General features: G+C 52.9%; 21 protein-coding genes. 5 read left to right on the plus strand and 16 right to left on the minus strand.

Annotated features, from left to right (window positions below):
• Positions 1–14 precede the first annotated feature (14 nt).
• The 6 genes from GS535_RS09885 to GS535_RS09910 all read right to left on the minus strand — a co-directional run bounded on the left by GS535_RS09885 (position 15) and on the right by GS535_RS09910 (position 6606).
• The gene (locus GS535_RS09885; protein ID WP_160792812.1) at positions 15–1895 is read right to left on the minus strand and encodes a LeoA/HP0731 family dynamin-like GTPase; all 1881 of its coding nucleotides are present in this window, start codon (positions 1893–1895) and stop codon (positions 15–17) included.
• 62 nt (positions 1896–1957) lie between these two features.
• Positions 1958–3763, minus strand: a complete 1806-nt coding sequence (locus GS535_RS09890) for a GTPase domain-containing protein (protein ID WP_160792811.1) — start codon at positions 3761–3763, stop codon at positions 1958–1960.
• A 656-nt stretch (positions 3764–4419) separates the two neighbouring features.
• Positions 4420–4983 (minus strand): hypothetical protein, encoded by a 564-nt coding sequence (locus tag GS535_RS09895; RefSeq protein ID WP_160792810.1) that lies wholly within the window; start codon positions 4981–4983, stop codon positions 4420–4422.
• Positions 4984–5079: 96 nt separating this feature from the next.
• A complete protein-coding gene (locus GS535_RS09900) occupies positions 5080–5595 on the minus strand; it encodes a hypothetical protein (protein WP_160792809.1) in 516 nt (171 codons plus the stop codon).
• Positions 5592–6383: a DUF1376 domain-containing protein gene (locus tag GS535_RS09905; RefSeq protein ID WP_160792808.1), complete on the minus strand. Its 792-nt coding sequence runs from the start codon at positions 6381–6383 to the stop codon at positions 5592–5594. Before GS535_RS09905 ends, GS535_RS09900 begins: the two co-directional genes overlap by 4 nt.
• On the minus strand, positions 6376–6606 hold the full coding sequence (locus tag GS535_RS09910; RefSeq protein ID WP_160792807.1) for a carph-isopro domain-containing protein: 231 nt from the start codon (positions 6604–6606) through the stop codon (positions 6376–6378). Before GS535_RS09910 ends, GS535_RS09905 begins: the two co-directional genes overlap by 8 nt.
• Positions 6607–6725: 119 nt before the next feature.
• Here GS535_RS09910 and GS535_RS09915 point away from each other — a divergent pair, with 119 nt between their 5' ends.
• Both GS535_RS09915 and GS535_RS09920 read left to right on the plus strand, forming a co-directional pair.
• The gene (locus GS535_RS09915) at positions 6726–7478 is read left to right on the plus strand and encodes a S24 family peptidase (RefSeq protein WP_160792806.1); all 753 of its coding nucleotides are present in this window, start codon (positions 6726–6728) and stop codon (positions 7476–7478) included.
• A 137-nt stretch (positions 7479–7615) separates the two neighbouring features.
• Entirely contained in the window at positions 7616–7900 is a 285-nt protein-coding gene (locus GS535_RS09920; protein WP_160792805.1) for a hypothetical protein, read from the plus strand.
• A gap of 498 nt (positions 7901–8398) precedes the next feature.
• On the opposite strand, the gene GS535_RS09925 is transcribed toward GS535_RS09920, so the two are convergent.
• Positions 8399–9583: an MFS transporter gene (locus GS535_RS09925; RefSeq protein WP_160792804.1), complete on the minus strand. Its 1185-nt coding sequence runs from the start codon at positions 9581–9583 to the stop codon at positions 8399–8401.
• A 111-nt stretch (positions 9584–9694) separates the two neighbouring features.
• On the opposite strand from GS535_RS09925, the gene GS535_RS09930 reads away from it, so the two are divergent.
• A complete protein-coding gene (locus tag GS535_RS09930) occupies positions 9695–10588 on the plus strand; it encodes a LysR family transcriptional regulator (RefSeq protein ID WP_160792803.1) in 894 nt (297 codons plus the stop codon).
• Here the strand turns inward: GS535_RS09930 and GS535_RS09935 are convergent.
• Positions 10585–11484, minus strand: a complete 900-nt coding sequence (locus GS535_RS09935; protein WP_160792802.1) for a LysR family transcriptional regulator ArgP — start codon at positions 11482–11484, stop codon at positions 10585–10587. The genes GS535_RS09930 and GS535_RS09935 overlap by 4 nt on opposite strands.
• Before the next feature lie 74 nt (positions 11485–11558).
• On the opposite strand from GS535_RS09935, the gene GS535_RS09940 reads away from it, so the two are divergent.
• Complete coding sequence (locus GS535_RS09940) at positions 11559–12176, plus strand: LysE/ArgO family amino acid transporter (RefSeq protein WP_237442275.1); 618 nt, start codon at positions 11559–11561, stop codon at positions 12174–12176.
• Positions 12177–12233: 57 nt separating this feature from the next.
• Here the strand turns inward: GS535_RS09940 and GS535_RS09945 are convergent, their stop codons facing one another.
• From GS535_RS09945 to GS535_RS09970, 6 genes are all read right to left on the minus strand, one after another.
• Positions 12234–13136, minus strand: a complete 903-nt coding sequence (locus GS535_RS09945; protein WP_202401670.1) for a dihydrodipicolinate synthase family protein — start codon at positions 13134–13136, stop codon at positions 12234–12236.
• Between the two features lie 31 nt (positions 13137–13167).
• The gene (locus GS535_RS09950; protein ID WP_237442276.1) at positions 13168–13644 is read right to left on the minus strand and encodes a DMT family transporter; all 477 of its coding nucleotides are present in this window, start codon (positions 13642–13644) and stop codon (positions 13168–13170) included.
• Positions 13645–14162: 518 nt separating this feature from the next.
• Positions 14163–14405 carry a helix-turn-helix transcriptional regulator gene (locus GS535_RS11320; protein ID WP_160792801.1) on the minus strand — a complete coding sequence of 81 codons (243 nt, stop codon included), beginning with the start codon at positions 14403–14405 and terminating at the stop codon, positions 14163–14165.
• Positions 14323–14790, minus strand: a complete 468-nt coding sequence (locus tag GS535_RS09960) for a cupin domain-containing protein (protein ID WP_160792800.1) — start codon at positions 14788–14790, stop codon at positions 14323–14325. Before GS535_RS09960 ends, GS535_RS11320 begins: the two co-directional genes overlap by 83 nt.
• Positions 14791–15112: 322 nt before the next feature.
• Complete coding sequence (locus tag GS535_RS09965) at positions 15113–15421, minus strand: DUF1330 domain-containing protein (RefSeq protein WP_160792799.1); 309 nt, start codon at positions 15419–15421, stop codon at positions 15113–15115.
• Between the two features lie 383 nt (positions 15422–15804).
• A complete protein-coding gene (locus GS535_RS09970) occupies positions 15805–17901 on the minus strand; it encodes a S46 family peptidase (RefSeq protein WP_160792798.1) in 2097 nt (698 codons plus the stop codon).
• A 744-nt stretch (positions 17902–18645) separates the two neighbouring features.
• Between GS535_RS09970 and GS535_RS09975 the strand changes: the two genes are divergently transcribed.
• On the plus strand, positions 18646–19188 hold the full coding sequence (locus tag GS535_RS09975) for an RDD family protein (RefSeq protein ID WP_160799203.1): 543 nt from the start codon (positions 18646–18648) through the stop codon (positions 19186–19188).
• A gap of 96 nt (positions 19189–19284) precedes the next feature.
• Here GS535_RS09975 and GS535_RS09980 read toward each other — a convergent pair whose 3' ends face one another.
• Both GS535_RS09980 and GS535_RS09985 read right to left on the minus strand, forming a co-directional pair.
• Positions 19285–20556: an NAD(P)/FAD-dependent oxidoreductase gene (locus GS535_RS09980; protein ID WP_160792796.1), complete on the minus strand. Its 1272-nt coding sequence runs from the start codon at positions 20554–20556 to the stop codon at positions 19285–19287.
• A 155-nt stretch (positions 20557–20711) separates the two neighbouring features.
• The gene (locus GS535_RS09985) at positions 20712–21974 is read right to left on the minus strand and encodes an NAD(P)/FAD-dependent oxidoreductase (protein ID WP_160792795.1); all 1263 of its coding nucleotides are present in this window, start codon (positions 21972–21974) and stop codon (positions 20712–20714) included.
• Positions 21975–21983 lie beyond the last annotated feature (9 nt).

Here is a 21983-nt window from a genome sequence, read left to right on the forward strand (position 1 = left end):
CTCTTTGTGAGAGGTCAAGAGGCGGTAAAGTCTTTCTCTAAAGCCTCGCCGTGGGCGAGCCAATCTGCACAACGGGTGATCTCGTTCTTTTTTTCGTCAAGCTCTTTTTGATGAGTGGTCGCAAGAGCAACAAATTCTTCCCAATAAGGAAAGTTGTTCTTGAGAAATTGATCCATCTGCATCTGATGACGGACAGTGCGATACCCATCGCGCAAACAAGACGTAACGTCTTGTTTCCATGATTGGAATTCTTCGGCCTGTTTTGAAGCACGGTGGTCTTTGTATATGTCCATCCCCGCGCCCGCAACAAGACCTACGAGTGGCATAAAATTCGCGACATGACCGGCCCATTTGGCTTGCTTGGCGGCGGCTTCTGCAGCTTTTTTGGCAGCTTCCTTGGCGGCCTTTTTGGTGCCCCGTTTGGATGCTTCTTTGGCCGCTTCTTTGGCCGCCGCTTCTGCGGTTTCTTTGACGGTCCTCGCGGCGGCAGAACCGATGCCTCCAGCCGCACCGCCGGCTGCTGTTCCTTTTCCAAGTCCCAGAAGCTGTTCTAGGGTTGAAAGGATATGGTCGTTTTTCATGAAACCTATGAGGCTGTCGAGAGTGTTGTCCCATGCATCATTGCCCAAAGAGCGAGAGATGGCGAAGGTGCCTTCGACGCCAATGTCTATATTTCCATCCATAGAATATTTATGATAGAGATCTTGAATATCTTGGAATGAGATTTCCTTTATTTTTTGTTTAACATCTTGTCTCAATGGAAGGACTTCTGTTTTATAAATATTGGTTATTTCCTCATTTAGTTTTTCTCCTGTTTCTCCAAGGCGTCGCGTGAGTGTTTCTTGCAGCGTTTTGGGGGTACTGCTGCTAATATCGTCAATAAGATGGTTAAAAAGTAATTCGATCTCTTTAAGAGTCCTCTCACTGGCAATTTTTACGTTATCGGGCACTTCTCCGAGGAGAGCCTTTTCCAGAGAAACATTCCTTTCCGTTTGAGCGTAGTCTTCTTGGAGCTTCTGACTCTGCGTCTTTGCGAAATCAAGAGGTTGGAAGAGAATATCACGGATCGTGCTTGTCGTGGCTTTGAGGCGAAGGATGTCATATCCGCCTTGATTTTCAACGATGGCATGAATGGCGTTACGCAATGACGCCATATGGGACAGTGCTTCATATTCTGCCTGATCGCCGTTTAGCCAGTCGTTAATCGGTTTATCATCTGGCGCTGCGGAAACGGCGACGATAGGAAGGGAGGCAGCTTCTTCTGCTGTTAAGCCTATCAGTTGAGTGAGACGCTCAAGGATGTTGTCTTTTTTTGTTCTGAAGCGTTCTTGATACTCTTCCTCATCGCCGACATCACATTCTTTATCGAAGCGGCTCAACACAAAGATGGTGCGTGGGAGCATATTCAATTGCCGAAAAAGCCAGTTCAACTCGTCTTTATGGCTGTCTTTAATGGGATTAACGGGGTCGAGGACGTAGAGTAACACATGGGCTTCACTCACATAGCGACGCGTTTTGTTTTTATAGGCCTCTTTGTCCCCAACGGTATCACGTTTATGGCCATACAGACCCGGAGTATCGATGATTTGATAGGTATCATCGGGATTATAAATAGTCACTTCGTTAGAGGACTCCCCAACGCCGATTTTCATATCGTCTTTTGTTTTGCCAAGCCATGAGGCGACGATAGAGGTCTTTCCGGTAGAAAAGCCGCCAACAAGTGCTACTTTAACGCGTCCATCTTCTCCTTTCCCATCAATACGATCTAAGAGTGTGCTTAATTTGTGGCGTAGATAAGCAGGCGCGGTAAAACCTAATGTTTCTCCATCGTCAAGAAAGGTTTTAAGTGCGGTAAGGTTCTCTTTAAGTGTAGAGAGTGTGAGGGTAGAAGTCATAGGATGTTCCTTAGGAAAGATCTGAACAAGAGGCGTGAAGTGTTATGGAACGTGTGTCATGTTTATGTATTCAGGGAGAGAGATGTGTTCTTTTTACAAAATGAGGTGAGCTCATCACGAGTATGCGTGAGCGCTTGCTTTGTTTTGTTGACATGGGTTGCAATGGTTTGAAACTCTTTTTCCTTTTCGCGACAAAAGGAACAAAGAGGCGTAGAAATCGCATTTAAATTTTCATGAAGCGCTTTGCGTAGTTTGGGACGAATGTCATTGAGGATAGCTTCAATAGCGTCTCTTTGCTGTTGTTCTTGATAGGATGAGTCGATGAGTTTTCTCATGCTCCAAAGGCCGCCTACTCCAGCAATAGCAGCTTCCACCCAGCCGATAGGCCCTAAACAAAGACCGATAAGAACGCCGGCAATTGTGCCGCCAAGGCCCCATCCATCAATGCCCGAGGCTGTCTTAAAGGCCAGTTCTTCAGTGAGTTTATCCGTTTGAGGACAGAAGTCTTCTAAGGTCGTGAGTGTGTTTTTCTGCATAATAGAGACGAAGCGTTGGTCGATTCTATGCATTCTTTTGTAAGAATGTTCGACGAAATGTTCGACTTCGCTCTCTCCCAAACAAGAGAGTTCCTTGAGGGATTCCTTGATGGCGGTCTCTAGCTTTTCTCTAACAGTGCCATCGAAATCTGACCACATCGCGTCTTTGTGATGGATGTCCATACGCTGACGTACAGCGTTGATAAATGTTTCCTCTAGTCGTGTCGCAAGGCGATTGCAGTCATGTTGAATGTCAAAAGGAAGCTGGGAATACGCCCAGGCGGCTTCTTTTAAGAGGATGTATGTTTCATCCAATGGGGAGAGGATTCCATCTGCGGTATGCGTGACGGTATGCTCTGTTTTCTGAACGATCCGAAAAAGTTTAGAGAGATTCGTGTCTATAATGCGTTGATGGCTTTGGGGGAGGATATCGTGTTCCAAAAGATGAAGGAAATGCTGAAGTCCACTGGCATCAAGAAGCTTTTCTGCAGGGAGTGCGGCGAGAAACTTTTTTTGTTGGCTGAAGAAACGATGCTCAGCGGGAAAAGGGGCGTTTATTGCGAGGAAGGCAGGCAGAGCAGAGAGCGTGATATGGCCTTCATAAGTGCGTCCAAGCACAGATTTTATATGGTGATCGGCATCAATCAGGGTGGCCCGCTCTTCATCAGTGACGGTGAGTCCATTGGCTAGCATACGGGGAGATTGGGTACGTTTGTTAAAAATACGATAAATGCGCGCTTCTTCACGGAGATGGTGTTTTATCTTTTCAAGTGTGCCTTCAATTTCGTTGTGATGTCCATCACGGGTTGTATCGCCGCCGGAGGTTTGCGGCGGCGCAGCATCGCTGGTGACATAAAAGATGACATGAGCGGACGAAACGGCGCGTTTAATTTCCTCTTGCACAATGTCTTCACGGCCTTCAATACCCGGAACGTCAAGTAGGGTGAACGCTTGCCCACCAAGAGAGCAGGGGTAGGCTGTTGTTGTGCGCGTGTAGTCGGAGCGCCCGTCGCCAATGGCCGCGCCGATGGGCTGATGTTTACGGGTTTGTTGTCCATTTTTGTCAAAGTGAGAACAAAGGGCTTCAATCAGAGTAGACTTGCCAGCATTGGTCTCACCGTAAAAAGCAATAACTAATTTATCCCACTCTTGAGCGTTCATCGTTGTGTTGAGCGTCGTTTTTAGGGTGTCCCGAGTTTCGTCGAGAAAGCGGACGCCTTGTCCGACGCTGCCGGGATATTCGTGAAGGTCATGACCCCATTCTTGAAAAGAAACAGTATGGAAGCACGCTTCTGCTGCTGCGCAAAACGTTTGTGCTTTGTGATTGGCCAATGTGACTTCTCCTGTGAAGGCATCAAAAACGATCGTAGAATAGACTCCTTTCGAGGGAACGATGGGCGTTATTCCACTTATTGCTTCTCTCTCTTTACGGTGGAAGATTGAGTGACGATTTATAAGATAAAATGTCAGTGCGTCAAAATCGGTCGCATGGGAGTAAATTTTCTCCTATTCGTGTCTTTTGTAAGAAGTATCGTTTGTTGTGTGGCTATTCTATATTTTTAACGTGATATTTTTGTAGGAGAAGGAGGGTTAAAAGAAATGTTCATGTTGGAGGAAAGCATGTATTATCAAGGGCACTAGAGATATTTTCCATTTTAGACATATGTTTATTACTATTCTAGTCATGAGAGAAAAATGGTTTGATAATGATAAAAAATAAGAGGGAGTTTTTTCCCTCTTATTATATTGCTACTATTTATATAAAAAGAATGCTATTACAGTAAATAGTATTATATAAAAGAAGGCGCTTGCTATATTATGCAGAGACAAAAATCCTTGCGAATTTACACGGAAAAGAGCGGCATAGATCGCTCCCCCTATTAAAGCTCCCATTGCATTATCCTTGTTTTCTATGGTCGGATATCTACGTATCATAGGGAGTTTACGGTGGTCAGAGAGGCGGCGCAACGGATGTTTGCGGCTGGGCGTTAGGGGCTGCTGTGTTTGGCCTGAGAGGCAATGATTGCGCGGCGGGCGCGGAGTTTCTCGCGGTGTTTTTCGAGGTAAAACCCGGCCAGTTGTTCCAAGAGAAAGGCGCATTGGGCGCGGGCATGGGCGTTGGCTTCGGTCTTGCCTTTCTGGGGGTACAGCTTTCGCCCCATTGCGGAGAAAGACAGCTCATCGACCAGCAGCATTTTTAGCCGAATATGCGCACAGAGGCCGAGCACATCTTGGACTTCGCCAATACGAGCGGAGGCATGGCTGCGACTAATGGTGAAGGTATGGAGATTGCCGCGAATATAGTCTTTATCAAGCGGTTCTTGCGTGTAGTCTGCATAGCCATAATCAGCAAAAACGAAGTCTTCAAGCCAGCGGCGAGCGGCGGTGACTTCTTCGCCACCAATATCACCCGCGCGATGAAGCGCTTTGACCGTATTGAGTTTGAGGCGTTTTTTACCAAAGGTGTCGTAATCATCTTTGGCGATCCGCTCTTTGGTCGGTGCGTTGGAGGGGGCCTGAGTTTTCGTGCGACGTGTGGTTTTTACGGTCATTTCTCTGTGCTTTCTGCTGGCAGGGTAAGAGGGATAAAGCGCCAATCGGTCTGGAAGCCGATAACGCCAATGAGATCGGGCTTAGAAGGGACTGATTTATTGTGATGGTGCATCGTTATCGAAAACATCATGGCTGGTGGTAAGGGCGCTAGGCGTGCGGAGAAACAGAGCGATTTGGGCTCGTTTTTCGCGGAGCTCTCGTGCTTCTTCATGCAGAAGAGTATGGAGTTCGGCTGGACTGGGCATGAAGGTAAAGCGTTGCATGGCCCGGCGGAGGGCGTTTTTCCCCCAGCAATGACGAGGAACATCGTGCATGGCTAATGTTGCGATATCGATCCATTGTTGCATCTTTTGTCCACTGGGAGGGTTGGCTATCACTTGCCCCAATGAGGCGATCAAGAGCGTAAGCTGGCGGCGTGTGTCTTCTTCCGATAACGGGGTGAGGGCTTGGTCAATCTGGTGCAGAAGCGCGGTGGCTTCGTCCTTTAAGGCAGGGTCTTTGGGGGGCATGCGTCCACGTAAAACGAGGCCGTTATAGCTTTCCCAGCGGCGAATATGCAGCGTTCGGGTCAGCGGATGGCTCGGTGTCAGTGTGGCGAGGGCAGCGGTCATGAGAGGGCTCCACGGGCAAGGGCGAGAAGTTCAGAGCGGTTTTGCTCTGTGGTTGATGACGGACGAGAGGAGCTTGCGCGGCGTGTTTGGCGGCGTTCGGCACTTTTGCGGCACCAAATACGGAACGCTGCATTCCAATCATGCTTAACGGCGCGCTCATTGGCTGTTGAGCGCCAATAATCGCAAAAGCTTTCGGCTTCACGGGCAGGGGAGAGGCCGAGTTCGTGCGCATAAGCGGCGAGCTCGTCGGTCAGCATCCAGCTGTCGGAAAGGCGTTGGCCGTCATGAGGGGCCTGTCGCGGGGTACCGGGTGACTCACTGTCACTGTCTTTGTCACTGTCCCTGTCAGCGCGGAAGGAAGCGTCCCGTCCTTCGGTTGTCCCATGGGACAGAGAAGCCCCCGAGCGGAGGCGGGCGCGTTGGCGGGCCTTACGTTCCCTTTCTTTGCGGCGCATGGCAAAGGCTTTGATGGCCTCTTGGGCAATGAGCGGATGATAAAGTCGTCCATCAGAGCACTGCATCCAGCCATGCAGGGCAATATCCCGCACGCAGTCCCATGTGCTTCCGGTCATGGAGAGATGGGCCAAAATGCGCTCATCGGCTGGAAGGCTCCCAGCGGGGACTTGCAGCCATGCTTTGCACCATAAGGTTAAAGCGGCTTTAAATTCAGCGCCGGTCGAAAGCGCGTATAGGTCGCTATCGAGCAGGCGGGTCGCAAAAAGAGGCATGAAATCATAGCCGCGAAGGTCACAATCAGGAGATGTGAGGGGAGCAGGCAGGTCAGTCATGGCGGGTCTCTTGTAAAAACGCTGTTGAGGGCAGGGTGAGGTAAAGGTCGGGTCGCCATATATGACGCGGAATGCCTAAGGTGCGTTCCAATTGCACAAGCCGCGAGGCGGGAATGCGTCCGGCGCGTTTCCAGCCCTGAACGGTGGAAGGGGGAAGGCTCAGCTGACGTGCCACGTCACGCGTGCCACCGAGGCGATCAATGAGGGTGTGTATCATGTTCATGGCACAAGGTGTGCAATAAAATAGAACAACGGTCAAGCATAATTTTTGCACATGAAACGTGCGCTTTTTTAGTACATAGTGCAATTCTAATGAATGACAGCGCATAAAGGGATAGAGCCATGGCGGAATTAACAGCAGCGCAGCGTCTTAAAGCGATGCGTGAACGATCGGGGCTGAGTATTCGCAAACTCGCGCAAGAATGCGGCTATGGCGACAAATGGACGACATACCGTGCGTATGAAGATACGTATAAAAAGCCCTACTTGCCGGTTGATCTGATTAAGAAAATCCTGCCAAGCCTTGTTGATCGTGGCGATCCGCCGATTACGGTGGAGGAAGTCTGGTCTTTGGCGGGTGTATTGCCGGGGATGATGGGGATTAATGATACGGTAGAGCAAGCGGAGCGTGTTAATAGGCATGACGCGCAGCCGATGGTGGGCTCTGTTGTGATTAATGAATATGACGTTTCCCCCCAAGCCGGCGGGGGTGCGCTGACAGCTGAAGCAGGCGGGGAAGCAGACCAGCATACGTCACTGGCTTCATGGACGTTGCCGAAGGCTTTTTTGGAGAATTACATCCCTGATTTATCCGGTCTTGCGGTCGTGCGTGTGTTGGGGAACTCGATGGAGCCTGACTTTATGCCCGGCGAGCGTGTGTTGGTGGATACGCGGCACCGAGTCCCCAATCCAGATGGCGTGTATGTTTTGTGGAATGGCTTAGGTGTTGTGATTAAACAGCTTCAACTGGTGCCCAAAAGCAAGCCGCCGCGTGTGCGGATTATCAGTGTAAACAGCAGTTATCCGACCGATGAGGTGCTTTTGTCTGACATTGAGATCAATGGCCGTGTTGTGGGGAAATGGCTCTGGAAATAAGCGCAGGGCAAATTTTATGAACGGGAACTGAGCAAAAAAATTCCTTGACGTGATGTGCAAAAATTTTGAACAATTACCTCTGTTCTTAATTATAGCGGGTATCAAGATGATGCCATCGCGTTAGAAGGAATTTCACAATGACAAGAACGCATAGTCTTGATGCTGTGTTTGCGACCCCGCCGGCCCAGCTAACGGCTGGGGATGTGGTGGCCGTGATGCAGCATGTCCATCGTTTTTCAAGCAAAGTGACGTTTATCGCAACAGCTGACCAGCTCGGTATGCTTGAAGAGCTTGATGATGTGGTGGAGATGGTGAAAGAAAGTTTTGCTGCTCCCCCCGATCATGCAGATCGGTATTGGCAAGGGGTTGATGTGCGGCGTGCGTTAGATCGTGACGATGCCGTGCTGATGGATGATGGGTGAGAGACGTGGCTTGCCCTTGGCTTTGTGAGCGCTCAGATCATAGATCTGATCATGGAGATGAAGAGCTCTCAATAACGATATAAAATGATGAGGCGATGTTGACCAGACGGTGCAAGAAGAGACCGTGAAAGGGTTTCTTCTTGCTCTGGAGGCTGGACGGTGGGGTGGGGGTGTTAGAGATAACGGCTTTTTTCTTACGGGTCTTGTGTCTGTTCTGTGTCAGAACCCTCGTGGCGGCAGAGGCTAGGTTAGGGTAAGTGAGCTGTCGTCTATGGGCAGTTTTGTCGCTGGGCTGAAGTGATGACGGGCAGTATCGCATTCATCGCACGGTCAGGACGTATAAAGGGAGGGAGCGGGAAGGCTGAGGTCTGCCATAGGGCGGCCCATCAGCACGCTCCACGTTTTGATGGGTCGCCTATTCCAGAGGTTCGATGCATGACGCCATGCGTGCGGATTGAGAAGGGGACAGCGCTTCTCAAAGAGTGTCTTATGTCTTTGTTATGGCCGGGGAGGCGGTTCGTGAGCCTCTCTGCTTTCGTGTTGGGGGCGCTGTGTGGTGAGAAACAGCAGTGATGCACTGATGAGACATAGAGCGCTGACCCCGAAGGGGACAGAGAAAGAAAAATGATCCAGCAAGAGGCCGCCCAGCGTGCTGCCCGCCGCAATGGTGAGCTGTATGAGCGCGACCATCAGGCCACCACCCGCTTCAGCATTGTTGGGCAGAGCACGGCTAAGCCATGTCCACCACGCGGTGGGGGCGGCTGTGCCGATAAACCCCCATAAGGCGACGAGAGGGATCATAATGCCCAAAGATGATCCGCCGATGATCATCGCGAGCGCGATCAGGGCCATGAGCGCGGGAATGGCGACCAGACAGGGGGTCAGAAAGCGCTCAAAAAGACGGCTTCCCACCCATACGCCTGCGACCCCTGACACACCCAAGAGCAGCAGAAAGAGGGAAACCGTCATGCTTGACGCCTGCGTGACGTGCTCAAGGAAAGGGCGCAAATAGGTAAAGAGCGCGAATTGTCCAATAAACACGAGGCCGATCGCGCTAAAGCCAAAGAAGACGATACGATGGCGCAGGACGCTGAAAAGGCTTTCGGAGCATTGCTGCGTTTGCGAGGGCAGAGAAGGCAATGTGCGGTGTAACGCCAGGAGGCTGATACCGGACAAGGGAACGACTATGAAGAAAGCGTCGCGCCAACCGATAACGGGCTCTAGGGCGCTCGCGAGAGGGGCGGCAACGGTCGTTGCGAGCGCATTGCCTCCATTGAGCAGGGACAGACCGTGCGGCACGTCTTGAGCGGGGACGAGACGCATCACCAAGGCGGCTGAGATTGACCAAAAGCCCCCCACGACAACACCCAGAAGAGCACGCCCGATTAGAGCGCTGAGGAGATTGGGCGACCATGCCACCAGAACGCCTGAGAGGAGCATCAGCCCGGTGAGGAAGAGCACGAGCGAGCGCCGATTGACGGTGCGGCTCAGTAACGGCAGGCTCAGGCTACTGATAACGGCGAAGCCCCCTGATACGGCTAAGATTTCTCCAGCTTGGCCTTGAGTAATGGCTAGGCCAGTGGCCATAGGTGTGAGAAGGCTTGTGGGCAGAAACTCTGACGCAATGAGAGTAAAGGTGCATAAAGATAGGGCATAGACAGCCTTCCATGAGGGTGCTGACATGGGGCCTCTCATCGGTGAGTGATAGTAAGGACAATGCGCAGGAACGTAGAGGCAGAAGGCTGTGATGATTACCGGGTTTTATGAGCATGCCGTGTTGACGAGGATTCACAAATGACAGCGCCCTCACTTAAATATCTAGCGGCTTTTATGGCGGTGGCTCAGGAGGGGAGCTTTACTCGGGCTGCTGCAACGCTGGGCCTGTCCCCTTCTGCGGTCAGTCATATGATGCGCCAGTTTGAAGAGCAGCTTGGCGTGCGTCTGCTGGCCCGTACAACCCGTCATGTGTCTTTAACCCCTCTGGGCGAGCAGTTGATGGAGCAAGCCGGCCCGTCTTTGGAGCAGATCCATCAAACGCTGGACGAACTGGTGGCGTCGCAGGCAGAGCCGTCTGGCACGCTGCGGGTGACGACGGGCGACCATCAGGCGGAACGTTTTCTCCTCCCCGCCATTGCGCCTTTATTGGATCGTTACCCTCGTTTAACAATTGAGATCAGTGTGGATGCACGCATGGTGGATCTCGTTGAGGAGCGATTTGACGCGGGGATACGGCTTGGAGAAACCTTAGCGCAGGATATGATTGCCGTGCCGGTTGGTCCGATGATGAGCATGGCGGTTGTGGGGTCTCCTGACTATTTCCGCCGTCATGCACCGCCACGCACACCCGATGACCTTGCGCGCCATCGCTGCATTAATCTGCGGTTTCCAACCTATGGCCATCTGTATGCGTGGGAGTTTGAAAAAGAGGGCCAGCCCTTCACACGGCGCGTGTCGGGGCCTCTGATCGTCAATGACAGTCATCTTGCGCATCTGGGTGCGTGTCAGGGCAGTGGGCTCGCCTGTTTGCCTGATGATATGGTGAAGGAGGACATAGACGCGGGGCGGTTGATACGCGTGCTGGCCTCATGGTGTCCGCCTTTTCCGGGCTATCATCTTTATTACCCGAGCCGACGGCAGAAAACCCCGGCCCTCGCAGCCTTGATTGAAGCGCTGCGGGCGATCGATTAAACCGGTGTGAGATGGTCGCGGGCAGCGCGGCAAACCGCTTGTGTGAGGGGGCGAAGCTGGGGCGCATAAAGGCGCGGAACCACCCAATAGAGCGGCACAGTTGGGCGGTGATAGGGAGGAAGCTCTATGAGTTTCCCCTGCTGTAGCGCTGCCTCGACGAGGTAAGAGGGGTGGAGAGCCCATGCCAGACCCGCGAGTGTGAGGTCATAGAACCCTTGGGCGGACGGTATCCAATGGGTAGGCGCTTGTGCAAGAGAGACCTGATAGGTCGCTTTGGCCCATTTTTCTTGAAAAACATCATGCTGGTCGAACCGCAAAACCGGGCTGTGACGAAGGCTGTCTGCGGTTACACCAGAGGGGAAATGGCGTGTGATAAAGTCAGGATGGGCACAGGCAACGTATGTGATCTGGCCAAGCGGTGTGGCCTGGCAGCCGGGAACGGGGGAGGGATCGGCACTGATAGCCGCCATGACGCGGCCCTCGCGGAGATGACGGGCCGTGTGGTGCTCGTCATCGAGATGAATATCGAGGGTGAGGTTATGCTCTTGCGCGACATGGGTCATCGCTTGGGGAAACCAGCTGGCCATACTGTCAGAGTTCACGGCCACTCTCAGAGCGAGGGGCGGGGCTTCTGCATGACGGGCTGTGTGGGGGAGAGCGGGGAGGTCGGCTTCAAGGAGGCGGACGCGCTCAAGATGCGTGGCGAGGGTTTGCCCCAAAGGAGTGAGGGTGCAGGGTGTCCCACGGATGAGCAATGTATGGCCGAGCCTCTCTTCAAGGCTACGCACCCGCTGGGAAACGGCAGAGGATGTCATCCCAAGGCGACGTGCCGCGCGCTCAAAACTGCCTTCACGGGCAACGGTGCTGACAGCGAGGAGAGAGGGGTAATCTAACATGAATAAAATTTTGCTTTATAGGCATTAGTAAAACAAGTTTTTCTTAAAGCCCTTTTGCTGCTTAACGTTTGTCTATGATGAACTTTATCGGCAGCTTCGGGGCCGGATTTGGCCTTTCTCTATCGCTTAATTCAGCTATTGGGGTGCAAAATATCATTCTGATGCGCCAAGGGCTTCAACGCCGCTATGTTGGGCGGCTTGTGGTGTTTTGTAGTGCGGTTGATGCCGTGCTGATGACCCTTGGTGTGAGTGGATTGGGCACATTGTTAGCGGCGCTCCCTCTTTTCAAGATGGTCTTGAGCTATAGCGGGGCGCTTTTCTTAGCGGTGTATGGGCTGCTCTCATTACGTAAGATGCTGAGTGAGCCGGAGGTGGATGTTGAGGTGGCGTCCTCGGTCAGTGCTCGTCGTGTGTTGATGACGATGGCCGGCGTTACGTTGCTGAACCCTCATGTTTATGTCGATACGATGTTGCTGGTTGGCACAACGGGAGCCGCGCAACCGCGTGCGCTGCACTCTATTTTTACCGTTGGGGCGGTGAGTGGAAGTGCGGCGTGGTTTTCGTTGCTGGGCTATGGCGTGCGCTGGCTCCGCCCTTGGCTGATGCGGCCATTATTATGGCGTGCTCTTGATGGTTTTACGGGTCTGTTGATGATTGGCCTTGCGGTGTCGTTGGTGATCCACGCGCAATAGCGGGGGCCGGCATGAGGGAGATGAGAAGCCAAGGAGGCTCCCCATCTCTGCACGAGGTTAGCTGGGGGTGTGGGTGCGGATAAGCTCTTCTAACAGCGCGCGGTCTTTAGCACTGACGCCTTGAAGGGGCTCTGGCAGGCATGGCTCCTTAGCGAGGCCCATCAAGGCAGCTGTCGAGGCGATAACGCGGAGGGAACCGCCATAACGGTCGCTCATCTCCCAAAACGGTTTGAAGGTCGCAGAGACGCTCTCAATCGTGGCGTGGTCGCCTCCAAGGGCGGCGTCTGTCAGACGGCGCGCGAGCTTGGGGAAGAGGCCGCCCCATGCAGAATACCAGATTTTAGCCCCATGACGCAGGCCATCGGCGGCTGTTGGGTCTCCGCTGACACCAAGGGTGAGGCTGGCTGGGGACTGTTCGGCAAGGCGGTGCAGACGAGCGATGGCTTCTTGAGCGGTTGGGAAAGCGCTGGGCACTTTGATCGAGGCGATATGAGGCAGGGCGGCGATACGCTGGACGAGCGCATCAGAAAAGCGGAATTGTGTGGTGCCGGGTGTGTCGTAAATAATAACAGGCACAGAGACGGCACGGCTGACGGCGGCGTAAAGAGAGAAGACTTCCTCGTCACGCAATGGGAAATAGCTCATCGCGGGGAGAAGCAGCGCTTGCGCTCCCGCCTTTTGCGCGTCTTCAGCATGGGCGAGCACATCGCGAAGGCGGATGGCCCCGATGCTCACCAGCACAGGCGTAGCCCCTGCTTCTTGCACGGCCAGTTCAGCAACGCGGGCGCGTTCTTGTCGGGAGAGGTAAGCGTAAGACCCCGTTGAGCCTTCTGCTCCAATGGAGTCCACGCCGGCTTCTGTGAGGCGGTTGATCAGGCGCGCAAAGGCGCGTTCATCAATCCCGTCTTGGGTGATGGGGGTGATGGGAAAAGCGCTTAGGCCGTTAAACGTCATAGACATAAAACGTCATCCTTTCATGGGAAGTAGAGGGTTAATGGCGAACCATGACCACGCCAAGAATAAGCAAGAGGGCGCCGGTGAGGCGCGTTGCATTAATGCGGTGGATGGGCAGCCCCATAAAGCCGATATGGTCGAGCACGATAGAGCCTACCATTTGCCCGACCACAACAAAGGCTAGCACGGTCGCGGCGCCAAAGCGTGGCACCATCACGATGCCGGTCGCAACGAAAATGGCCCCGAAAATGCCGCCCGTCCATGAGGATGCCGAGCTGTGTCGGATAAGGCGGCTGAGGGGTTGAGCGCTGGGAGAGAGCAGCGTGCCTGCTAGAGCGATGGCGAGCATCAAGACCAGTCCGACAATGTAGCTCCCCACGCCAGCCCACCAAGGGGAGGCGAGTTCAGCACGCAGGCGTGTGTTAAAGACTTGTTGTAGAGCCAAGCTCACCCCCGCTCCGATGATCAGGAGAAAGGAGAGTGCCCAGCCTGTAAAAGAAGTAATGGTCATCATGTGTCTTCTCTTACAGCTGAAGAATGAGCAGATTATAGAACGTATGTGATGGGCACTGGCATCATGCGTTGCCTTATGTAGCCCTACGGATAGGGAGGAGAGTATGCGTTTCTGAACCGCATATGCCTGCCTGCGTGCCATGTGCGGTGCGTGGGCTATGATGAGAGACGTGGCGTAAGAGCCCCGTGCGAGCACTGGGGTTTTGAACGGTTGGGAAGGCGTTTGTAGGAGGGGGAAACGGGTAAAACATCAGGTCTGCCCTTAGGCCTTGGCGGAGGAAGAAGGACGTTCATCATCATGAAGAGCGGCAGACCGTTCTGTGCTGGTTGTGATGCGCCTTGGGGCGTGAGTGGGTGAGAGCCTACAGGCGGTGAGAGCGGCATAAGCGGCATGTGATGTGAGAAGACGGTGCACATCTTGTTGAGGAACAGAGATGAACGAGCGGCTCTTCAATACAGTTATGCAGGGTCGCCCGTAGAAGCGTGTGTTGGCGGTGCAGCTGTTGCGGTCAACAGGGATTATCTTGGGCTAGATGAGGGATATTGGCCCTGATAGCTGCGGGGTGTTGTGCCAAAAGCCTGGCGGAATAGGCGGCCCATATGGCTTTGATCGGCAAATCCGGCTTGTAAGGCGGTGTCGGCAAGGCTCTGCCCTTGGCGAAGGAAGGCCTTAGCGCGGTTAAGGCGGCCAAGTCGTTGGAACCCTTGAGGAGAGATCCCATATTCTCGCCGGAAACGCCGCGAGTAGGCTTCGCGCGTCATGTGATGGCGACGCGCGAGGCACAGAGAGAATATGGTGAGGCGTGTCATTGACGATCTCACTGAGCAAGGCTGCACAGTCAGCAGGGTCAACGCTATAGCCGGGGGTGAGATACAGGTTCACACAACGTGTCTCAAGGCCAATATCGCGGGAATAATGCACCACACCAGCGGGGATGCGTAGCGCCTGCCCGGCCGATAGGAACACGCAATGGTTGGGCAGAATGAAGTGGCGGCAGCCTGTTAGGACAAAGGCGAGTTGGTCTTCCTCATGGCAATGGGCGGGCAGGGCGAGCCTATGGCCCTGAGCGAGGCTTACTTCACGAAGGTGAGCATCATCCGTGCGCCAATAATGCCAAGGGTAGCGCGGTGTGGACGGTATCGACAAAATGGCACTCCTCCCCCTCTAGAACGCGAACAGATCAATGGTGTCTTAGTCATTCTCTGACCCATCTGTCTGGAGGTAATGTAGGGAATAGATGATTCTTTTGCCATATAAGCCGTAGTGTCAGGCACGGCTTTCTTCCCTGTTAAGGTGGGCCGGTTTGGCGTATCTGCTGCCAGCCTATCTTTGAGAGCTCTATGGTCATCACGCCGGGCATGGCGTGTGGAGGGGGAGGGCGTTGACTGTTATGACCGGCGTTTTCTCAGGGGAGGAGCCCCATGACAAACTGATGACTGAACATAGCTCTAGGCGCTAGGAGGGTATGTTAAACGGGGGGTGTTTCTGGCACGAGGGCGAGGAATCCACCTTCTGTTGCGCGGATGCGAAGCGCTTTGGCGGGTTCATAATCGGGATCGTAATAAAACGCTTCGGCTTGTGCCATGGATGGGAAGCGAATGATAATGAGAACAGATTGTGCTGTTCCCTCAACGGGGGTGAGGTCAGACACTCTGGTGGTGATTTCTCCACCGTAGCGTTGGCGAATAGGCCCAGCTTTTTGACGATATTCTGCCATGAGGGCGGGATCAGTAACGGAAAAATTTCCAATGAGGTAAGCGGGTTTGTGGTCGGCCATGATGTCTATCTTCTCATAATAGTTACGTTTACGAATTGATGGTGACATAGGTCATGGATGGAAAGCAATTATTTTTAGAAGAGCGTCGTCATGCAGAAGAGTGGTTGTTTCTTTTCTACGGAAGATGAGGGGGTTTCTATGATTTTTTGTGTAGGAGTGAGATGATCTCTTCATGTTTGTGATGAGCCGTTAGGCTGCGTGTTCTCTTAGTCACGGCCTTACAGGAATGGGGCGTTTATTAGGGGCATGCTGTAGAAAGGCGCTTTTGCGTGCATGGTGCACCCTTTTAGCCGGGGCATGATGGATGCACCCCCGGCCAAAAGGCTCAATCCTGTGCTCATACGACGACAAAGCCCGTCGTGAGAGAAGAGCACAGGTCTGTGTTAACGGTGCCCGTGGCTGAGCTCATCCGCGAGTGTCGGTTCATGATACACCGTGCGAAGAGCGCTGATAATGGCGCTCGTGTCTGTTGCCACAGCACGGTTTTGGGTGATGTCGTAATAGAGATCCCCTGCAAGGCTAGGGAGGTTCCCATCAAAGATGAGCCCGACAGCATGGCCGTTGCGGTCAATAACGGGAGAGCCTGAATTCCCTCCAACAATATCATTGGTCGAGACGAAATCGAGTTTCGTGTCTGGCTTGAGGGCCGAGCGTGCGTCTAACCAGCGTTGCGGAAGGGCAAAAGGGGCATGGCCTGTCGCGTGTTGATACATGCCTTCAAAGGTCGTGAAGGGGGCAATGGTGTGTCCATTTTGCGTCCATCCTGTTACGGTTCCGTAAGAGAGACGGGGTGAGAACGTGGCATCAGGGTAGCGTTCATCCGTTTTCCCAAGAGACTGAGCATAGGCCAGCCGTGCTCGGGCGATGCGTGTGTTGGCTTGGTTAAGCGGTGCGGTGACGTCGTCATTAAAGTGCTTGCGCAGGGCGGCATAGGCTGGATAGAGGCGGCGCATGACGACAATCAATGGGTCGGAGGAGGCATTAACTGCTGTGCTGCTGCCGCGCCAGAGGGCGAGACGGACGCTGGGGTCAGATAACGTAGTGCTCTGCACGAGGTGTGCTGCCACGCTGTCAGGGTCGTCATGGCCTAAAAGAGTGTGAACAAGAGGGTCATCCGTGCCGAGCTGTTGGCGTAAGGTGGTGAGGGCGAGGGCCAGTGTGGCGGTTTCGAGCTCTGGGTAAAATGGGGTTTTTGCGCCCAGTTCAGCCTCAATTTCCCCAAGCTGAGCGTCATGAAAGCCTGCGAGGCGCTGTGCGTCTGGGCGTGTGCGTTGTGTCGTGCCATCAACGAGGGTGAGCGCTGTGCCCGTGATCCCGCGTAGGGCTTGGCGGAGGCCAACGTAACGGGGCAAGAGAGCGCGACCTTGTGTGAGGGCCTCGTCAACGTGGCGGAAGGGGGTGCCATATTGTTTCAAGCGTGCTGGGTCGGCATTGATCCATGCCTGTAAAGCGTCATCTTCTTGTGCGCGCTGGGCGATGATCGCGCTTGAGCGGAGGGATTCTTGAATGCCAGAGAACGCTTTTAGCCGGTTTTGCACGAGGAAGAACGTGTTTTGAGACTCTTGACGATGGCGGTCACTCTGCCGTGCATACTGCCACAGCATTCCTTCCAGCAAGGTGCTGTTTTCAATCATACGAGGATTGATGACATCACGTTGAAAACGCAGTTCAGCGGCTGACAGTCCACGTTGTGTGCGGCCCGGATTGCCGGAGGTAAAGACAAGTTCTCCCGCTTTAGGCCCGTTGGGGTTAAAGGGGAGGTAAGGCGTGTGGACAGGGGCGCCGTTTTCATACACACGCAGCATCGAGAGGTCGATATCATAGCGCGGATAGTTGAAATTATCGGGGTCTCCGCCAAAAAAGGCGATATCTTGCTCTGGTGCCATGACAGCGCGGACATCTTGATAGCGACGATAGCGATAAAGAGCTGTTTGCCCGCCATGATAGAGCGAGACCACATCACAACGCCAGCGGGTCGGGTTGCCATCCACACAGTCTTTGGTCAGGCGTCCTTCAATAGCTTGGCGTGCGTCAGAATAAGCCCCGCCGCTTTTGCCCGCTGTGGCCCGGTCAATATCTGCGGAGACATCTTTGATACTATCGAGCCGATCCAGCTCCATCGCGGGGCATTGGCGTTCTTCAGCGAGGGAGGCGGTGTAAAACCCATTGCGGAAATAATCGTGATCTTTGTCAGACAGCGCATCAAGGCAGGAATTGGCGCAATGATGGTTGGTCATCACCAGTCCATCAGCAGAGACAAAAGAGGCCGAGCATCCTTCTGCCAGACGGGCTGAGGACTGAATGACATGTTTCGTCCATTGTGGTGTAGGTGTGAACTGATAATGTTTCTGGAGCGATGCGATCGGTAGATGATCAAATGTCCACATCCCCTCATCAGCATGGCTTGCTGTGTTGGCACCAAGCCCAAGCAGACTGGCAGCAAGGAAAAGTGAGGAACGAAGAGAGGGAATGTGAAGCATGAGAAAGCTCAGTAGTTAATACTATAACGAATTCGTAATTATCATCACAAAGCGTGATGGCCGGCAAGTTAATTTTCTATGATGTATGTTTCTTTTGTTTTTTCGTTGACGCTGTATGACGGCAGCCATGTGTGGAACGGGGAGGGGCTTTTTTGGGGTTAAGTGCGGAGGCTTGGTTATAAAGGAGGCGGTCGAGTGTCCATGAATCCACGTCAAGTCTTTGTGCAAGTGCTCGAAGGATGTCTTCTTTTTTCTTATAAGATGTTTCTTTAAATCCCCAATGTTCTAGAAGGCTGTTTATTCTGCTATCAATGGCTAAGTGATCATTCATGATGTCGTCACACGTATCCATTGGAATATTGCGCGCATATTTATCTCCAATGTAGCTGTATGTCTTTAGATATGTGATAAGGGCATGCGCTGTAGGTTGGCTTTATCCCCCCATTCTTGAGCGCCTTGGCGCATTTGGGAAAGAGAGCTTCTGATTTTAGTCACCTCTTGTTGACGTGTATTTATGAGACTACCATCATTTTCTCTCATTAAAAGAGATATGGTGATCTGTGAGGTCTCTCGACTGTTTATGGGGGAGTGATGACAGTATTTCTATACTGATGTCGTAATAATATTTCTATCAATTTATTTTTTAGCGAGATAAAGTGTAAAGCGTTTTTGGGGCTGCCAAGGCCTAAAATATGGAATGACATGGAGAGGTAGAGGGTGAAGCGTTTGTCTAAGTGCGTTAAAATGGTTCCTCAATTAATACGGCGTTATCTTGCGCGTACTTTTGGTGTCATGGTGATCGCGATTATTCTTTTCATAGCTGGGGTTGAAAGTGGTCAGATTTCGTTGCTTCTGAGTTCCCTGAATGGGCTGTCTTTGGGAGGGAAAATGGCTCTCCTCTATGGGGTGTGTTTTGCTCTGATGGTGGTTTACTTCGTGTGCGAAGTCATGACCACACTGATTTTTGGACGGACGGTAGGGAAGATTATTTACGGTATTTCTGTCAAAGACCACGATGGAGACAATGCCTCACCTGCTTTGTCGCTGAAGCGTTCTGCGTTAGCTTGGAGTGTGGGGCTGGGGCTGATGCTCCCTTATCTCTATACCATTTGCCTTATTATCTCTTTGGTGCATGTCTGTCGTCGTGGTGCTTCGTGGTGGGATCAGAAGCTTAGCACCTATGAGCAGTTCTCACCTTATCGGTGGTGGCAGTGGGTTTTGGGGATCATGGCCTATATCGCGCCATGTGTTGTTTTAGTCATTTATGTAGTGCGTAGGTTTGTTTAACCGTCGTCTCTTATAGGGGTTTGGGGGGTGTTGGTTCCACGTGAAACACTGGGCCCAAGGATGGGAGGCTAGCCTCCCATCCTTCCAGCCGCTCGTTTAGGCTTTAGGGGCGAAGGAACGCCGGAAGCGTTTTGTGCAAGTAAAGAACAGCATAAAGGCTCGCAAAGGCAGCATGACGCGCCATGAGGGGGAGAAATCCCCCGCGAGTGGAGAAATCATGGCATCGCGCATGCGTTGGCGCATGCGGTGGTGCTGTGGCCGCATGAGAAACCGGCGCAGGTCTGGGTCGTTAAGGCGATAGACAAACCAGCTAATCAAACGCATTTCCTGTCGCGCTTGTTTTTCAGCAGCACGCGCTGCTTTTCGGCCTAGCTCTGCGTTGTTTAACCATTGTTGAGCGACATGAACGCCACGCAACGCACTTTTCATAGCCAACATTACCCCTGCGGGGAAGATAGGGTCAAGAAAGCCAAAAGCATCACCGATGATGAAGTACCGCTCGCCCCACGCTTTGTCACCTTTATAGGAATAATGGCCGGTATAGGTCAGTGGCATGACCGCTTCAGCCTTGGCCATACGTTTACTAACACTTGGGCTATGGCGAACATAGGCCCAGAAGATATCATCGGCTGAGCCTTTGTATTTTTGCATTCTGTCATAATCACCGACAAAGCCAATGCTCATCATGTCATTGGGGAGAGGGGTCATCCAAAACCAGCCGCCGGGGACGGTATGAATAGAGGCATAGCCCTCTTGGTCGTCTCCCTGTGCATGTGGCACATGGCGAAAATGGCTAAAGATAGCGGCTTTATTGTTGCGATGATTGTTAAATTTTGTGCCATGCTGGCGGAGCATGAGGGTATCACGCCCTGAAGCATCAAGGATAAAGCGCGGTTGGTAAATAACGGTTTGCTCGTCCTGTGTGCGGACTTCAACAAGCGGTGCGCTCGGGGTGGGGAATTGAACTCGGACAACGCGTGTCTTCTCAAATGTTTTTGCCCCGGCCTTTTCAGCATTACGGAAAAGGAGAGCGTCAAAGTCAGCACGACGCACTTGATAAGCGTGATCAGCCTGCGCTTCCATTGCATGGCGGAAAGAGAAAAAATGACGTTCTTCTTGTGTATCGGAGACGAATTCACTCCCTGTTTTATAAACGCCCATAGCAGCGACCTCGTCGAGCACGCCGAGCTTTTTGAGGATAGGGAGATTACAGGCAAGGAGAGATTCCCCAATATGGAAGCGCGGGTGGCGTTCCTTCTCTATCATCACAACATCCAGCCCTTCCCGCGCTAGGAGCGTAGCTGCTGTGCTGCCTGCGGGCCCCCCGCCAATAATGAGAACATCACAAGAGAGGGGAGATTGGGGCATGGGACACTTCTCACGTTTAAGAATGAATCATGAGAACATAACAATGCTCACGTTGGTGACAAGCTCTTTAACGCTATTAGGACGTAAGAAAAAGGATACCCCCTATTATGAGCGTGATAGAGCTCTACCCACTCATGAGGGCGAGTGGTACGACGTTATGTGAACCGTGGGCGGCGGATAATATGCTTGGCGATAAAAAACACAAGGGTGAAGGCCCTAAAGGGCAGCATAACGCGCCATGAGGGCGAGAAATTCCCTGCGAGAAGCGCAATGATCGCGTCACGCATACGCAGCGGATGGTTTTTGGGACGCATAAAGAAATAACGCAAAAGGGGATCGTTGATCCGGTACACAAGCCATCCGATGAGACGCATTTCTTTACGAGTCTGGCGTTCAGCCTTGCGGGCTTCTTTACGGCCATGCTTGGGGTCTTTAAGCCAAGCCTGTGCGACCTTAGCCCCACGCAGCGCACCATTCATAGCCAACATGACACCGGAGGAAAAAACAGGATCGAGAAAGCCGAACGCGTCACCGATGATGAAGTACCGCTCGCCCCACGCTTTATCGCCTTTATAGGAATAGTTACCGGTCGTGGAAATAGGAGCCAGAGCTTCAGCTTTTTCCATACGCTTGCGCACACTCTCGCTGGCATTCACATGCTTCCAGAAGAGCGTTTCAAGCGAGCCGCCATGATTTTTGAAACTGTCATGATCGCCCACAAAACCGACGCTCATAATGTCATCGGGAAGGGGGATCATCCAAAACCATCCGCCTTTAACGAGATGGACGGAGATATAGCCCTCCATATCCTTCCCTTCGGCGCGTGGCACATGACGGAAATGGCTAAAGAGAGCGGCTTTGTTATTGCGACGATCGGCAAATGTCTTCCCATGTTGGCGCAGCATGAGCGCATCACGGCCCGAGGCATCGAGGAGAAAGCGCGGGCTGTAGCTGCGCGTCTCGCCGTCTTTTGTGCGGACATCGACCAAAGGGCGGCCATTGGGGGGGAAGGACACGGTGGTGACGCGGGTTTCTTCACAGGTGGTGGCGCCGGCCTTTGCCGCATTGCGGAACAGCAGTTCGTCAAAATCAGCCCGGCGCACTTGAAAGGCATGATCGGCTTGGCGATCAATGGCGTAGCGGAATGGAAAAGAGAGGCGTCCTTCACCCGTATCGGTAACGAATTCAGCGCCCGGCTTATGAACGCCCATCGCCGCGACGTCGTCAAGCACGCCAAGCTCTTTAAGGATGGGGAGGTTAGAGGCGAGGAGGGACTCTCCAATATGGAAGCGCGGATGGCGTTCTTTCTCGATCATCACGACATCTAGCCCCTGGCGGGCCAGAACGGTGGCGGCTGTGCTTCCTGCAGGGCCACCTCCTATGATGAGAACATCGCACGAGAGGGGAGATTGAGACATAGAGCAATC

The sequence above is a fragment of the Saccharibacter sp. EH611 genome (genome assembly GCF_009834765.1).
GTDB lineage: Bacteria > Pseudomonadota > Alphaproteobacteria > Acetobacterales > Acetobacteraceae > Saccharibacter.

What these genes read in the sequence shown, in the direction of transcription:
- GS535_RS09885 (WP_160792812.1), bottom strand. Translation starts at nt 1,895, where the DNA reads ATGACTTCTACCCTCACACTCTCTACACTTAAAGAGAACCTTACCGCA.
- GS535_RS09895 (WP_160792810.1), bottom strand. Translation starts at nt 4,983, where the DNA reads ATGACCGTAAAAACCACACGTCGCACGAAAACTCAGGCCCCCTCCAAC.
- GS535_RS09900 (WP_160792809.1), bottom strand. Translation starts at nt 5,595, where the DNA reads ATGACCGCTGCCCTCGCCACACTGACACCGAGCCATCCGCTGACCCGA.
- GS535_RS09905 (WP_160792808.1), bottom strand. Translation starts at nt 6,383, where the DNA reads ATGACTGACCTGCCTGCTCCCCTCACATCTCCTGATTGTGACCTTCGC.
- GS535_RS09910 (WP_160792807.1), bottom strand. Translation starts at nt 6,606, where the DNA reads ATGAACATGATACACACCCTCATTGATCGCCTCGGTGGCACGCGTGAC.
- GS535_RS09915 (WP_160792806.1), top strand. Translation starts at nt 6,726, where the DNA reads ATGGCGGAATTAACAGCAGCGCAGCGTCTTAAAGCGATGCGTGAACGA.
- GS535_RS09920 (WP_160792805.1), top strand. Translation starts at nt 7,616, where the DNA reads ATGACAAGAACGCATAGTCTTGATGCTGTGTTTGCGACCCCGCCGGCC.
- GS535_RS09925 (WP_160792804.1), bottom strand. Translation starts at nt 9,583, where the DNA reads ATGTCAGCACCCTCATGGAAGGCTGTCTATGCCCTATCTTTATGCACC.
- GS535_RS09930 (WP_160792803.1), top strand. Translation starts at nt 9,695, where the DNA reads ATGACAGCGCCCTCACTTAAATATCTAGCGGCTTTTATGGCGGTGGCT.
- GS535_RS09935 (WP_160792802.1), bottom strand. Translation starts at nt 11,484, where the DNA reads ATGTTAGATTACCCCTCTCTCCTCGCTGTCAGCACCGTTGCCCGTGAA.
- GS535_RS09940 (WP_237442275.1), top strand. Translation starts at nt 11,559, where the DNA reads ATGATGAACTTTATCGGCAGCTTCGGGGCCGGATTTGGCCTTTCTCTA.
- GS535_RS09945 (WP_202401670.1), bottom strand. Translation starts at nt 13,136, where the DNA reads ATGTCTATGACGTTTAACGGCCTAAGCGCTTTTCCCATCACCCCCATC.
- GS535_RS09950 (WP_237442276.1), bottom strand. Translation starts at nt 13,644, where the DNA reads ATGATGACCATTACTTCTTTTACAGGCTGGGCACTCTCCTTTCTCCTG.
- GS535_RS11320 (WP_160792801.1), bottom strand. Translation starts at nt 14,405, where the DNA reads ATGACGCGCGAAGCCTACTCGCGGCGTTTCCGGCGAGAATATGGGATC.
- GS535_RS09965 (WP_160792799.1), bottom strand. Translation starts at nt 15,421, where the DNA reads ATGGCCGACCACAAACCCGCTTACCTCATTGGAAATTTTTCCGTTACT.
- GS535_RS09970 (WP_160792798.1), bottom strand. Translation starts at nt 17,901, where the DNA reads ATGCTTCACATTCCCTCTCTTCGTTCCTCACTTTTCCTTGCTGCCAGT.
- GS535_RS09975 (WP_160799203.1), top strand. Translation starts at nt 18,646, where the DNA reads ATGGTTCCTCAATTAATACGGCGTTATCTTGCGCGTACTTTTGGTGTC.
- GS535_RS09980 (WP_160792796.1), bottom strand. Translation starts at nt 20,556, where the DNA reads ATGCCCCAATCTCCCCTCTCTTGTGATGTTCTCATTATTGGCGGGGGG.
- GS535_RS09985 (WP_160792795.1), bottom strand. Translation starts at nt 21,974, where the DNA reads ATGTCTCAATCTCCCCTCTCGTGCGATGTTCTCATCATAGGAGGTGGC.